At 66.5% G+C, this 13,699-nt stretch carries 9 protein-coding genes and 1 tRNA gene; 2 read left to right on the top strand and 8 right to left on the bottom strand.

Features of this window, described 5'->3' with window-relative positions:
* Positions 1–2 precede the first annotated feature (2 nt).
* The 4 genes from nirD to OLX02_RS08605 all read right to left on the bottom strand — a co-directional run bounded on the left by nirD (position 3) and on the right by OLX02_RS08605 (position 5,770).
* Complete coding sequence (nirD, locus tag OLX02_RS08620) at positions 3–356, bottom strand: nitrite reductase small subunit NirD (protein ID WP_264421955.1); 354 nt, start codon at positions 354–356, stop codon at positions 3–5.
* Between the two features lies 1 nt (position 357).
* A complete protein-coding gene (gene nirB / locus OLX02_RS08615; protein ID WP_264421954.1) occupies positions 358–2,874 on the bottom strand; it encodes a nitrite reductase large subunit NirB in 2,517 nt (838 codons plus the stop codon).
* 303 nt (positions 2,875–3,177) lie between these two features.
* A complete protein-coding gene (locus tag OLX02_RS08610) occupies positions 3,178–4,428 on the bottom strand; it encodes an alginate export family protein (RefSeq protein WP_264421952.1) in 1,251 nt (416 codons plus the stop codon).
* 85 nt (positions 4,429–4,513) lie between these two features.
* Complete coding sequence (locus OLX02_RS08605; RefSeq protein ID WP_264421951.1) at positions 4,514–5,770, bottom strand: nitrate/nitrite transporter; 1,257 nt, start codon at positions 5,768–5,770, stop codon at positions 4,514–4,516.
* Positions 5,771–5,861: 91 nt separating this feature from the next.
* On the opposite strand from OLX02_RS08605, the gene OLX02_RS08600 reads away from it, so the two are divergent.
* Positions 5,862–7,568 carry a bifunctional protein-serine/threonine kinase/phosphatase gene (locus tag OLX02_RS08600; protein ID WP_264421950.1) on the top strand — a complete coding sequence of 569 codons (1,707 nt, stop codon included), beginning with the start codon at positions 5,862–5,864 and terminating at the stop codon, positions 7,566–7,568.
* Positions 7,569–7,785: 217 nt separating this feature from the next.
* On the opposite strand, the gene OLX02_RS08595 is transcribed toward OLX02_RS08600, so the two are convergent.
* Both OLX02_RS08595 and OLX02_RS08590 read right to left on the bottom strand, forming a co-directional pair.
* Positions 7,786–8,994 (bottom strand): ABC transporter substrate-binding protein, encoded by a 1,209-nt coding sequence (locus OLX02_RS08595; protein ID WP_264421949.1) that lies wholly within the window; start codon positions 8,992–8,994, stop codon positions 7,786–7,788.
* Positions 8,994–9,572, bottom strand: coding sequence for an ANTAR domain-containing response regulator (locus tag OLX02_RS08590; RefSeq protein ID WP_264421948.1), 579 nt, complete (start codon positions 9,570–9,572; stop codon positions 8,994–8,996). The genes OLX02_RS08595 and OLX02_RS08590 overlap by 1 nt, the downstream gene beginning before the upstream one ends.
* A gap of 158 nt (positions 9,573–9,730) precedes the next feature.
* Here OLX02_RS08590 and OLX02_RS08585 point away from each other — a divergent pair.
* Positions 9,731–9,807, top strand: a tRNA-Met gene (locus OLX02_RS08585).
* A 100-nt stretch (positions 9,808–9,907) separates the two neighbouring features.
* Here OLX02_RS08585 and OLX02_RS08580 read toward each other — a convergent pair.
* Both OLX02_RS08580 and traA read right to left on the bottom strand, forming a co-directional pair.
* On the bottom strand, positions 9,908–10,720 hold the full coding sequence (locus tag OLX02_RS08580; RefSeq protein ID WP_264421946.1) for a DUF6118 family protein: 813 nt from the start codon (positions 10,718–10,720) through the stop codon (positions 9,908–9,910).
* 10 nt (positions 10,721–10,730) lie between these two features.
* A complete protein-coding gene (gene traA / locus OLX02_RS08575; RefSeq protein ID WP_264421944.1) occupies positions 10,731–13,616 on the bottom strand; it encodes a Ti-type conjugative transfer relaxase TraA in 2,886 nt (961 codons plus the stop codon).
* Positions 13,617–13,699: the final 83 nt, after the last annotated feature.

Below are 13,699 nucleotides of genomic sequence, written 5' to 3'. Positions count from 1 at the left end.
GGTCAGGCCGCCTTCGCCGGCGAGGCACCGCCCAGCACCGCCTCGCGCAACAGATAGATGCGCCCGGCATCGACCCGCAGCGGGATCACCGGCACGCAGCCCTTGTCATCGCCCAGTGCCTCGCCGGTCTTGAGCGAGATGTTCCAGCTGTGCAGCGGGCAAGTCACCACGCCGCCGTGGACGATCCCCTGCGAAAGCGGACCGTGCTTGTGCGGGCACTTGTTGACCAGCGCGTGGAAACCGCCGTCCAGCGTGTGGAACACGGCGATCTCGTCGCCGCCGCGCACCGGCAGGGTGCGGGCATTGCCGGGGGCGATCTGGTCCACGGGACCGATGTCCAGCCAATCTCCGATCATGTCAGGCAAACTCCGCTTCGGTGGTGGTGGGGGTGAAGTTGAGAGGGCGCACTTCGGCGAGGTGCTGGTGCAGCTCGGCATGCTTGCCCGCGGCGCGTTCGGCCCAGGGATCGTCCTGCATGAACTGCTGCGAATGGCGGAAGCGCGCAGCCAGCCGGGTGACGGCATCGGCGTCGTCGAACAGCGCCGCCTTGACGTGCTCCAGCCCCACACGCTCGATCCAAGGCGCGGTGCGTTCCAGATAGTGCGCCTGTTCGCGGTAGAGCTGGACGAAGGCCGCGCAGACTTCCATCGCTTCGGCCTCGGTCGCCACCTTGCCCAGCAGGTCGGTGGCGCGGACCTTGATCCCGCCGTTGCCGCCGACGTGCAGTTCATAGCCGCTGTCGACGCAGACCACGCCGAAGTCCTTGATCGTCGCTTCGGCACAGTTGCGCGGGCAGCCACTCACCGCGATCTTGAACTTGTGCGGCATCCAGCTGCCCCAGGTCATGCGTTCCAGCTTGACCCCCAGCCCGGTCGAATCCTGCGTGCCGAAGCGGCACCATTCAGACCCGACGCAGGTTTTCACCGTGCGCAGCGACTTGCCATAGGCATGGCCCGAAACCATCCCGGCGGCGTTGAGATCGGCCCACACCGCGGGCAGGTCTTCCTTTTTGATGCCGAAGATGTCGAGCCGCTGCCCCCCGGTCACCTTGACCATCGGCGCGTTGTACTTCTCCACCACGTCGGCGATCGCGCGCAGTTCCCTGGGGTTGGTCAGCCCGCCCCACATCCGCGGCACTACCGAATAAGTGCCGTCCTTCTGGATGTTGGCGTGCATCCGCTCGTTGACGAAGCGGCTCTTCTGGTCGTCCTCGTATTCGCCCGGCCAGGCGCAGAGCAGGTAGTAGTTCAGCGCCGGGCGGCACGAGGCGCAGCCATCGGGCGTGGACCAGTGCAGCTGCTGCATCACCTGGGGGATCGCGCGCAGGTTCTTTTCCAGGATCAGGCGGCGAACATCGTCGTGGGTGAAGCTGGTGCACTTGCACAGCGTCTTGGCCTTGGACTGCACCGCATCGCCCAGCGTCACCGCGAGCAGGCTTTCCACCAGCCCGGTGCACGAACCGCAGCTCGCGCTGGCCTTGCACTGCGAGCGCACGGCATCGAGGCTGCACGCCCCGGCGCGGATCGTTTCGACCACCTTGCCCTTGGAAACGCCGTTGCAGCCGCAGATCTCGGCATCGTCCGAGAGCGCCGCAACGGCTGCATTAGGGTCCAGCGGGGCGCCTCCCGCGGCAAAGGCCTGTCCGAAGATCAGCGCCTCGCGGATCGGCGACACATCCTCGCCCTTCTTCAGCAGGTCGAAATACCAGGAACCGTCGGCGGTATCGCCATAGAGCACCGCGCCGATCAGCCGGTCGTCCTTGATCACCACCCGCTTGTAGAGCCCGCGCGCGGCATCGCGCATCACGATGTCCTCGCAGCCCTCCCCGCCTGAAAAGTCACCGGCGGAGAACAGGTCGATGCCCGAAACCTTGAGCTTGGTGGAAGTGACCGAACCGGCATAGCCCGTTGGCGCACCGCAGGCATGGTCAGCCAGCGCGCGGCACATGTCCCACAGCGGCGCGACAAGGCCATAGCAGGTGCCGCGGTGCTGCACACATTCGCCCACCGCCATGATTGCCGGGTCGCTGGTCACCATGTGATCGTCCACCATGATGCCGCGCTCCACCTCCAGCCCGGCCGATCGGGCCAGCCCGGTCGCGGGGCGAATGCCCACGGCCATGACCACGATGTCGGCCGGGAATTCGCGCCCGTCCTTCAGCTTGACGGCGGAAACGTGACCGTCCCGGCCCACGATCTCGCCGGTATCGCCGCCGGTGACGATGGTCTGCCCGCGCTGCTCCAGCTCGGCCTTGAGCAGCCAGCCTGCCGCCTCGTCGAGCTGGCGTTCCATCAGCGTCGGCATGATGTGGATCACGGTGACCTTCATGCCGCGCAGGGTCAGACCGTGCGCCGCCTCAAGGCCGAGCAGGCCGCCGCCGATCACCACCGCCGAACCGCCCTTGTCGGCGGCAGCCAGCATCCGGTCCACGTCGTCCAGGTCGCGGAACGTCACCACGCCGGCAAGGTCCTTGCCCGGCACCGGAATGATGAACGGATCGGAACCCGTGGCGATCAGCAGGCGGTCGTAAGGCTCGGACCGGCCCGACTTCGCCACGACGGTCTGCGCGGCACGGTCGATGCTCACCACCGGGTCACCCGAAACCAGCGTGATCGCATTGTCGGCGTACCAGTCCTCGCCATTGATGACGATGTCCTCGAACGCCTTTTCGCCCGCCAGTACCGGCGAGAGCATGATGCGGTTGTAGTTCACGCGCGGCTCGGCGCCGAAGATGGTCACGTCGAAACGGCCGGGATCGCGGGCGAGGATTTCCTCCACCGCGCGGCAGCCGGCCATGCCGTTGCCGATCACCACCAGTCGTTCGCGAAGGGCGGACTGCTGGTCGGACTGCTTGAAGCTGGTCGGGGCGTTCACGTGCGTTCTTTCCTTCTCGAACGCGCACAACACAAAAAAGCCGCCCGAACGCATCCCTGTTGGGAAGGTCTGGGCGGCGACGTTGCCACGCGATGTTGAAACTGTTTCAGGCGGCGCTGGATCGCCCTTCTTTGGGCGGCGCTGGTGCCTTCGAAAGCAAAGCTAACCGATTCGCTCTGCCAAGAGCAAGAAGTTTTTGCATTGCAGCAAAACGAATCGGGGACATGGGAATTGGGGGGCGGCACCGGACCGATGCGCTTTGACTCACGGTGCCCCGCCCGAAAGCGCCGCCCCCGCCCCGGCTCAGAAGGCGTAATCCGCCTCCAGCCAGAACTTCCTCGTGTCGGCGCCAAAGCCCTTGGCGCTGTAATCGGCATACTTGGCCAGCAGTGCGACCTTGCGCACTTTCAGCCCGATGCTCGCGTCCCATTCATCGCCGTAGTGGATGTGACCTGCCTCGCTGTGGAACGTGTGCCAGGTCACGTTGGCGGTCAGCCCGTTCAGCTTGGGCAGTGCCTTGGCCAGCCCGACATAGGCATCTTCCAGCCCCGCAGCGGGCGTGGTCAGGAACAGGTCCGCCCAGCCGTTGAACTTGTGCAGCGTGGCCATCGGCGTCTGCAAGGCGATGCCCTTGTCCGTCCCCAGCCGTTCGTAGCCGCCGGTCAGCGTCCAGCCGCGCGCGGCCAGTCCGGCCTCGCCTGCCAGATACTCGGCCCCGAACTTCGCCGGATTGTCCTTGTAGGCGGACTGATGGGCATAGCTGGCCGCAAGGTTCAGCTTCACCGCCTTCGACAAGGGCAACGCCGCCACCGCACGCACGCCATAGGTCTGCGTATCGGCCAGCGTCACCGCCAGCGGCCCGACCTGTTCCTTGGCGTCATAGTCCAGCAGGTAGGCAAAGCCCTTCACGCTCACCGGCCCGTGCTTCACCCCGGCCTGCAGAAACAGGAAGTTCCCGTCGTAGGCGGTGCGCGGCCCGGCATCGACGCCGAAGATCGTCCGCTGGCTGTCGGCATAAGTCGCATCGACCATGACCGGCCCGACGGAAACTTCGGCGCGCGCCGCATCGAACGTCTGCTCGTTCTGCCGCCAGCCAACCGAGCCGACCCAGCGCTGGTCGTCCAGGTTGATCCGCTGGCGACCGATCGTCAGCCCCGCCTGCTTGGTCCGGTACTGGATCTGCAGGCGATTGAGTTCAACGTTCGCCGGATCGGGCACCGCGGCATAGGCCGGACGCGCCTTCCCCGGTACGAAGCCCAGCCCGTTATAGTTCTCGCCCAGCGCCAACGTGCCTTCGGCTTCGGCCAGCAGCGACAGGTGCGAGGGCGTGTGCTTCACCTCGAAACCGCCGCGCAGCCGCAACGTGACGGCATCGGCATCCTTCGTGGGCGTATCGACGTTTTCCCAGCGCAGCCGGGCATCCAGGATCGGGTCGATCGTCACGTCGTCCGACACTTTCACCGGATCGCCGAACGCGGCGGGTGCAGCGAAGGCAGGGTGAGCGAGAGCGAGCGGCGCGGCCAGGGCGGCGGCGCCGAGGAGGCGGGTCTTCATGGAACGTTTCCCTCATGGAATGCGACGCCGGGGCGGATACATCGCCCGCCCCGGTCGTCCGGCGGGGTTCAGACAGGCTGGGCTATCAGATGCGCGCGCCCTGCAGCGCCGCGCCCCAAGTGGTCCGCCAGCGGCTCTTCACCACGGTCAGCCCGGCCAGCGCGACCAGCGCAAGACCGGCGAAGATCAGGAAACCGAGCGAAGCGCTGCCGGTCATCTTCTTGGCAAGGCCCAGCGAGCTGGCGAGGTAGAACCCGCCCACGCCGCCGCCAAAGCCGACCAGGCCGGTCATCACGCCGATCTCCTTGCGGAAACGCTGCGGCACCAGCTGGAACACCGCGCCGTTGCCCAGGCCCAGCGTGCCCATCACCGCCACGAACAGCGCCACCGCGATGGCAAGGCTGGCCGGCCCGGTCGCGATGACCGAGAGGATGCCCGCGGCCACCGCATAGACCACGGTCAGCGTCTTGATCCCGCCGAAGCGGTCTGCCAGCGCACCGCCGAAAGGCCGCAGCATCGAGCCCATGAACACGGCGGCCGCGGTGCAGTAGCCGGCGACAACCGGGGTCACGCCGAACGTGTCGGCATAGAACGTCGGCAGCGAGCTGGAGAGGCCGACGAAGCCGCCGAAGGTCACGCCGTAGAACAGCATGAACCACCAGGCGTCCTTCTCCTTCAGCACCTCGGCATAGGCCGAAAGCGGCTTGGGCGCGGGCTGGTCCGGGCTGTCCTTGGCCGCGAACAGGTAGAACACGAAGACCGCGATCAGCGGGATCAGCGCAAAGCCGAACACGTTGGTCCAGCCGAACGACTTGGCCAGGAGCGCGGCGAAAAGCGAGGCGAACACGGTGCCCGAATTGCCCATGCCGGCAATGCCCATCGCCTTGCCCTGGTGCTCGGGCGGATACCACCGGCTGGCCAGCGGCAGCGCCACCGCGAAGCTCGCCCCGGCAAAGCCGAGAACCACGCCAAGCGCCAGCGTGCCTTCGAAGGTCGAGATGCCGAAGTGCCACGCTGCGGCAAGCCCGGCGATGACGATGACCTGGCCGATCGCGCCGGTCTTCTTGGGACCGATGCGGTCCACCAGCAGTCCGTTGACGAGGCGCAGGATCGCGCCGGCCAGCGTCGGCACGGCGACCATCAGGCCCTTCTGGGCCGGGTCGAGCGCCAGTTCCTTGGAGATGATCGGCGCCAGCGGCCCGAGCAGGACCCAGACCATGAACGCGACATCGAAATAGAGGAACGCGGCAAACAGCGTCGGGCGGTGTCCGGACTTCCAGAAACTGGCCGAGGATGCGCCCGGAGGCGCGGACTTATCGGATTGCATGGCAAGCGTGGCCATAGGTGGTCCTTCCTGCACTTGACGTGGGGGTTGCGGGGTCGATCCTCACGCGTGCGGGCAACGTGCCCGTGCGTGAGGGGTTGAAAACGGGATGCGAAACAAGGGCGAACTGCTTGTGACTGCGGGCTTTTCCAGCAGCATTGGCCCGCGCGCCGAAAACCAGGATTTCGGCGGCGTCCACTTCGGCACCGCCACGGAGCGCGCCAGCCACGGCATCGTCGCCGCGGTCGCCGACGGGGTGAGCGGCGGGCGCGAGGGACGCGTCGCCGCCGAACTCGCGGTGCGCACGCTGATCGAAGGGTTCTACGCCATGCCCGACACCGTCGGTCCGGCCCGCGCCATGCAGGTGCCCCTCGCCGCCTACAACCGCTGGCTCCATGCGCAGGGTCGGGGCGAAACCATGGCCGCGAGCGGAACCACGTTCACCGCGCTGGCGCTGCGCGGCCGCCGCGCCCATCTGGTCCACGTGGGCGACAGCCGCGCGTGGCGCTTTGCCGCCGGGCGCCTCGCCTGCCTGACCACCGACCACGTCCGGCCCGAGCCGGATCTCAACCACGTGCTGATCCGTGCGCTCGGCCTGGAGCCTGAACTGCGGCTCGATCACGCAGCGATCGAACTGGCCGAGCACGACCGCCTGATCCTTACCAGCGACGGCGTCCATGCCGCCCTCTCCGCGGCGAAGATCGCCGGAATCCTGCGCGAAAACGCCAGTGCCGAAGCCACGGCCGAAATGCTGGTCGAAGCCGCGCTCGGTGCAGGCGGCAAGGACAACGCGACCGCGCTGGTCCTCGACGTGGTGCGCCTGCCCGAACCTGATCACGACGGCATCCTCGCCGGCCTGTCCGCCCTGCCTTTCGCCGAAGCGCCCAAGCCGGGCGAAAGCATCGACGGCTTCCGCATCGAGCGTGTGCTCAGCGAAGGCCGCCACGCCGTCCTGCTCGTGGCCGAGGATGCGGAGGAAAAGGCACGCGTCGTGCTGAAATTCCCCCGCCGCGAAGTCCTGTCCGAGCGCGCCCTGCGCCTCGCCTTCGCGCGTGAAATGCTTCTTTCGCAGCGGGTTACGAGCCCGTTCGTGCTCGCCGCCCGCGCCGTTCGGCCAGGCCGCCAAAGCGCGCTCTACGGCGTCCAGCCTCTGCTCGAAGGCGAAACCATGGCCGAGCGGTTGAGCCGCGGCGTGCCCTCGCTCGAAGTCGCACGTGACGCGGCGGTCAAGCTGGTACGCGGCGTCGCCGCCCTGCACCGGCTCGACGTTGTTCACCGCGACATCAAGCCCGACAACGTGATGCTCACCACCGAAGGCAAGGACGGCGCGAGCGGCCTGAAACTGATCGACCTCGGCGTGGCCCGCCTGCCCAGGGTGGAGGATTTCCACGCCGACGAAATCCCCGGCACACCCGGTTTCATGGCGCCGGAACAGTTCGAGGGGAACGCCGGCGACGCGCTGACCGACCAGTTCGCGCTCGGCGTCACGCTCTACCGCTGGTTCACCGGCAAGTGGCCCTACGGAGAGCAGGAAGCCTTCCAGCGCCCGCGCTTCGGGCAGGCTCCGGCCCCGTCGCGCCACCGCCCGGAAATCCCCAGCTGGCTCGACGGCGCGATCCTCACCGCCATCGAACCGCGCCGCGAACAACGCTTCGGCGACGTGGTCGAACTGCTCCGCGCGCTGGAAAGCGGCGGTGCGCTCGGGCTTGGACCCGAACGGCACCGAAGCGTGCTCGAACGTGACCCGGTGCTGTTCTGGAAGGCGACCAGCGCGCTGCTGGCGACCGGTCTGGTCGCCTCGCTGCTGCTGCGCTGATGTCCCCTGCCTGCCCATGCCGTCCCGTCCGAAACGCGCACGCAAAAAAGCCGCCTCGACTTGACCTCTGAAGGTCAGATCGGGCGGCGTCGTTGCCACGCAATGTTGCTGTCAGCAGGCCATCATCGGCGCTTCCCATCGTCGGAAAGCAACAACCTGCTGACTGAAGCGTAAGCGATTCGCGGGGGACAGGTAAAGCGTTTTTTGCAGCGCAGCATCACGGCAGGCTGGCGAGGTATCCCTCAAGGTCCGCAGGATCGAACACGCCGCCATCGAAGAAACGGTTGCTTTCCAGCGTCATGCGCCCTTGTTGCGTGCCCACAACCGTGGTCTGCCCCAGGCTTCCCTCGACCTTGGAACTGGCGCCCGGTAGCGGCTCCGCACCACCGGTCAGTGCACTGCGGTAGACATCGGGGCGAAACACCCGCGCCGCCCGCGCCGCTTCGCCTGGGTCGATCTTGCCGCCCTCCCAGCGAACCATCTGGGTGTAGAGCCATTCCGCCTGGCTGACCCACGGAAAGTTCGCCGCCTCGCGATACTGGAACATGAAATCCGGAAAAGGAACCACTTCGCTGCCCTTGGCCAGCAGCAGCCGGTCCGAGATCGCGCGCTTGATCAGCACGGCATCGCCATCCAGATATTCGGCGCGGGCGAGGATCGCCGCGTTCTCGTCCCAGTGCTCCGGATCGACGAAATGCCGGGCCGCGCGCACCATGGCACGAATCAGCGCCTCGACATCCGCGCGCCGTTCGTCGAGCACGCGCTCCTTGAAAGCGAGCACCTTTTCCACGCCGCGCCGCCAGATCTGCGCGGTCATGAGCACGATCTCGCCGGCACCGCGCTCCACCGCGACGCTGTTCCATGGCTCGCCTACGCAGATCGCGTCAACTTCCCCTGCCTCAAGCGCGTCGGCGCAAAACGGAGGTGCCACAGTGGTTATCTCGACATCGTGATCCGGCCGCACGCCACAGCCCGCCAGCCAGTAGCGCAGCATATAGTTGTGGCTGGAATAGCGGTGGACCACGCCAAAGCGCAGCGGCCGTCCGGCGGCGCACCGCTCGGCCGCCACCAGCTTCAACGCCGCCCCCGCCCTGATCGGATCGCCGAGCGTGCCCGGAGAGGTCAGGCGGCGCGCCAGTTCGGGCCGCATGGTGATGGCATTGCCGTTCAGCCCCAGCACGAACGGCACTGACAGCGCCTGCGCCGGCCGTCCCCGGCCCAGCGTGGTCGCGATGGCCAGCGGCGCGACAAGATGCGCGGCATCGCTGTGGCCATAGAGCAGCCGGTCGAGCACCGTGGCCCAGCTCATGTCCCTGACCAGCCGTAGCGACAGCCCTTCGTCTTCGGCAAAGCCGTGCTCGCGCGCGAGGATCGGCAGGCACGCGTCCACCAGCGGCAGGAAGCCAATGGTCAGTTCGGCGGACATCACTTCCCCCCCATCAACTGGTGCGCGGTCACCACGGCTTCCGCGATCTCCGCGATGCGGCGGCCCTGGTTCATCGCGGTCTTGCGCAGTTCGGCATAGGCCTGCGGCTCGGTCAGAGCGCGGCTGTCCATCAGGATGCGCTTGGCCTTGTCGACCGCGTCTCGTTCGGCCAGCCGGCCTTTGGCTTCAGCCAGATCGGCCTGAAGCCGTGCGAAGGCGTTGAAGCGCTTGACCGCGAGATCGAGGATCGGGCGGATCCGGTGCGCCGCCAGCCCATCGACCACATAGGACGAGACGCCCGCATCGATCGATGCGGCAATCGCCTCGTCGTCGCTTTCGTCCACGAACATGGCGATCGGGCGATCCAGCGCTCGGCTGACCGCAAAATATTCCTCGAGCACGTCGCGTGAAGGGTTGCCGAGGTCCATCAACACGATGTCCGGGGCAATCTCGCCAATGCGCGCCACCAGCCCGCGCCGCTCGGTCACAACGAAGATCTCGCAATCGTCCAGCGCGGCAAGTCCTTCGCCGATCACTGCGGCGCGCGAGGCGCTTTCGTCGACAATGGCAATCCGCATCGCATTGTCATTGCTGCACACGCGAACAAAGGCAATGCCCTACGCGCCCGGGCCGCGCGAGATGATGCGCCAAGCAGGAAATTACCCGGTTGACCCGCCACGACTCCCCGCCTAATAGCGCCGCCTACCGCGCGTCATCAGCAGATGGCGCGGTCCGGGGCGGAGTAGCTCAGTTGGTTAGAGCAGCGGAATCATAATCCGCGTGTCGGGGGTTCGAGTCCCTCCTCCGCTACCATTCAAGTCATTTATCGCTCTGTTTTCAAAGGATAATATGACTTTTCCGGAAAATCGAAACCACATTTGATCCCACATTTTGTGCGGGTCGGAATGGGCCGTCATGCCCCTCGTTGGGATCGTTGCGCAGCCCCTTCTAGCGTTGTTGCAGTCTTCCTCTCCGAGTTATCCGGACGAATCTTTACGGTGCATCGCACCGGCTGCTGCGAGGTTGCCGCGTTCTTCCGGCAATCGTCAACGGCGTCGCGATTGTCGCGCTGGATGTCAGCGGCCTGCACCAGTGCATTCCATGCCTCGGGGTTGTCGCTTTGCATCATCCGTGCGCCTGCGTCCCAGCGAGAGGATGCGCCCACCAGCCGCGCGGCCATACGCTCCGGCCAGTGCCAGCTCTCGGGCATGGTACGGGCAATGGTGCCGGGGATGAAAGACCATAGCAGGATGCCCGCCAGCAAGGCTCCGCCTGCCACCTGGTAAAGCTGTTGCCGCTGCTCAGCGGCATTGCGCGCTTGGGCAGTTACGCTGCGCATCGCCTGGGCTGCATGGTGCAAATCATCCCGTGCCTGACTGATCCGGTCGTGATCTGTCCGCCGTGCCGTTTCTGCTGCGGCGGCGATCCGATTGCCAATGCTGTCAGGCGTCATCTGCATCGCCGGATGACCAGCCATGCCCTTCAGGCTCTCGCTGATCGCACCCATCCGCTTGGCCATGTCGGTCAGGGTCGTGCCGTAGTCGGGAATGACAATGTCTGCGCGTTCGGCGGCGAGGTGCTGGACGGCTCGGCGCATGAGGGCCAGCTCCCCTTCAAGGCGGGCAAAGGCCTCGGCGGCGGGGTCGCCTGTGGCGTCCGGGACGGGCGGGTCAGGATCAGGTTCCGGCTCAAGATCCAAGGTCAGGTCCACGTCATCGGTATCCATCGTGCTTCTCCTACAGGCCCATGCCGATTGACCGGCTCCGCTCCATCGTGATGGAGGCGGCCAGGTCGCGGGCCAGATCGCGACCAAGTTCTGTCTTGATGCCAAGTTCGCGGGTGCGACCGCGCAGCAGGGATTCCACCTGCGCGTCGCGCTCCAGGCTCTTCGCCATGTCCGTCATGTGGTTGGTGAGCCTCTGCGCGCCCTTGGTGTCGCCATCACGCTGCATGGCCTGTCGTGCCTGCCCAAGCCGTTGCCAGTCGCTGACAAAGCGGTCGGCGCGCTGCGCGGGATCGATGCGGATTTCCGCTTCAAGCTGCATGGCGCGGATAGCGCCCTGGGTACGACCATCGGCGGCCTCACGGGCCAGCGAGGGCTGGCGCTGCAACGCACTGGCGAGGTCGGCCGTGCCATGCGGCCGGATCGTATCGAGCGCCTTTCCAGCCTTCTCCAGTGCGTCGCGCTGGTGTGGCAGGACCGGCAATCCCTGTTCGCGCATCTGCCCAATGTCGGCGGCGGCACGGGCATAACGTTCGACCGCACGGCGCTGATCGGACAGGCCAGCCTGATCGCTCGGCAATGCTTCGAGCTTTTGGGCCTGCGGGCGGAACCCTGCGAAAATCGACTTCGCCCGTTCCGGCAACTGCCGGGCGATTTCGACAATGCGTTCGCGGAAGGTGATGCCACGACGTTCGGCGAACTGCTGCTCCGGCTTGTAGTCGCTCGCCATGTCCTTGCCGCGCTCGCGGCTCAGCGTGCGGACCAGTTTCGACTGATCGGTGAAGTCATCGCGGCCATAATGCAGGGCAAGCTCGTCGCGGTGGCGGGACATCGCGACATAGGTCCCGTGGCTGTCCATGCCTGGCGTGGCCAGCACGTGCGCGCGGTCCACCGTCATGCCCTGCGCCTTATGGATCGTCGCGGCATAGCCATGATCGATGTGCGCATAATCCTTGGTGTCGAAAGCCACGTTGCGGCCATCGTCGGTACGCACGGCCATGCGTTGCGGCGTCACCTGCTCGACGGTGCCGAGTGTGCCGTTCTTGACGCCCAGGCCCCGCTCATTGCGCAGGAACATGATGCGGTCGCCGCTGGCGAACTGGCGGTCGCCACGCTCGACGCGGATTGCCACGTCGTTGCCAAGTTCGCCGCTTGCACTCAGCCGCCCACGCGCCGCGTCATTGAGTTCGCGCACCTCGTCATTGGTGTGCGTGAGAATGATCCGCGTATCGCTGGGGCTGGCCTGCCGTTCTCGATCCCAACGCTCGATCAGTTCGCCGCGCGCTGCCTCACGCGTCTCGGCAACATGGACCATGCCCCGTTCGCCATAGGCCTGAATGGCAAGGCCAGTGCGCCCGGTCGCGAGATGCCGGGTGGAGTCCTGCTGCCAGCCGTCATGCTGGCGGCGCACTTCGCTGATTTCGACGCCGCCGTGCCGTTCATGGATCGCACGGAAGGCTGCTCCGGCTTCGATAGCCTGGAGCTGCTGCGGGTCGCCAACGAGGACAACCTTCGCGCCGGCATCGGCGGCGTGGGAGAGGACGCGCTCCATCTGGCGCGTGCCGACCATGCCTGCCTCGTCGATGACCAGCACATCGCGCGAGGTGAGCAATTCGCGGCCCTGGCCCCACTGATGTTCAAGGCTGGCGATGGTGCGCGAGGCAATGCCCGAACCGTGCTCCAGCCCTTCGGCGGCAATGCCGGACAGCGCCGCACCGCGAACGGTATAACCCGCGCTCTCCCAAGCCTCGCGCGCTTCGCCCAGCATCGCGCTCTTGCCGGTCCCGGCATAGCCGACGACAACACTGAGGCCGCGCCCATCGGTCACATGCTCGAACGCCGCGCGCTGCTCGCCGGACAGCACCAGTCCGCGCACCGCCGCGCGCGTCAGCGCGCCTTCCCGGCCATGATCTTCGACCCGATGCTGCTCGCGCTCTGCCAGCAATTCCGATGCGCGGCCAAGCCGCTGTTCGGTCTCGATCATCTGCCTGGACGTGAACCGCTCTTCGCCGCGTCCGTCCTTGCCGAGCGCGATCAGGACGGGCGATCCGCGCACGGCGCCCATGGCCAGGTCAAACTGCTCCTTTCCGTCGCTGTGCCGATGCACGAACATGGCAAGGTCGTGGGTCGTGAACGTCGCCTGTTGGTGCGTGATCGCGTCCAGGGCGACAGCGGGGTTGGCAATGATCCGCTCGCCGTTGCGCCGCGCGACGGCGCGATGTTCCTCGATCCGTTCGGCCTCCAGCCCAAGCTCGCCCATGCGCGAAGCGGCGGGGCCAATCTTGTCCTGCGGCTCCAGCGCAATGCCTTGCGCATCCAGGCTGCGGTGATCTATCCGCGCATCGATATCGAGTTCTGCCAGCCGCTGATTGACATGGTCGGCCCAGCGTTCGCGCCATTGTTCAACCAGCTCGGCCTTGTTCCAGTCGCGCACCTTCGCGCCGAACCCGTCTTTGCCGACCTCGCGCATGGTGAGCATGACATGGGCGTGGGGTTTGGGCTGGCCGTCCGCGCCAATATCCCAATGGACATTGAGGTCCGCGACCATGCCCTTTTCGACGAATTCGGCCTCAGCAAACTCCCGTGCCAGTTCGATGCCCTGTTCCTTGGTCAGCTCGCGCGGAATGGCGAATTCGACCTCGCGGGATAGCTGCGCGTCCTTGCGCTTTTCGGCGGCCTCGACCGCGTTCCAGAGCTTTTCGCGGTCGGCGAATTCTTCCGGTGCGCCTTCCGGCAGCAGCACTTCGGAATGGATGACCCCGTCCTTGTTGGTGAAATCATGGTCGCGGTCGAGCCGTTCGTCGTGCAGCCGCTCGCCGCCGCGATAGGCGGCTGCGGCCACAGCGCTGCGCCCGCTCGACCGGCTGATGACTTTGACGGAGAGGTGGAAAATCGCCATGACGGCAATCCATCTACGCCATGAGCGCGACGTCGGCACGACGTATAAGCGCGCCCTCCCATGATAAAATCCTGCTCGGGACT

The sequence above is a fragment of the Novosphingobium sp. KCTC 2891 genome (assembly GCF_025938155.1).
Taxonomy (GTDB): Bacteria; Pseudomonadota; Alphaproteobacteria; order Sphingomonadales; family Sphingomonadaceae; genus Novosphingobium.
Note: the sequence above shows the minus strand (reverse complement) of the source record. Positions and strands in the feature narration are given on the sequence as shown.

Excerpts from the sequence above, each read along its gene's own strand:
- nirD (WP_264421955.1), bottom strand. The coding sequence starts at position 356 with ATGATCGGAGATTGGCTGGACATCGGTCCCGTGGACCAGATCGCCCCC.
- OLX02_RS08610 (WP_264421952.1), bottom strand. The coding sequence starts at position 4,428 with ATGAAGACCCGCCTCCTCGGCGCCGCCGCCCTGGCCGCGCCGCTCGCT.
- OLX02_RS08605 (WP_264421951.1), bottom strand. The coding sequence starts at position 5,770 with ATGGCCACGCTTGCCATGCAATCCGATAAGTCCGCGCCTCCGGGCGCA.
- OLX02_RS08600 (WP_264421950.1), top strand. The coding sequence starts at position 5,862 with ATGCGAAACAAGGGCGAACTGCTTGTGACTGCGGGCTTTTCCAGCAGC.
- OLX02_RS08595 (WP_264421949.1), bottom strand. The coding sequence starts at position 8,994 with ATGTCCGCCGAACTGACCATTGGCTTCCTGCCGCTGGTGGACGCGTGC.
- OLX02_RS08590 (WP_264421948.1), bottom strand. The coding sequence starts at position 9,572 with ATGCGGATTGCCATTGTCGACGAAAGCGCCTCGCGCGCCGCAGTGATC.
- OLX02_RS08580 (WP_264421946.1), bottom strand. The coding sequence starts at position 10,720 with ATGGATACCGATGACGTGGACCTGACCTTGGATCTTGAGCCGGAACCT.
- traA (WP_264421944.1), bottom strand. The coding sequence starts at position 13,616 with ATGGCGATTTTCCACCTCTCCGTCAAAGTCATCAGCCGGTCGAGCGGG.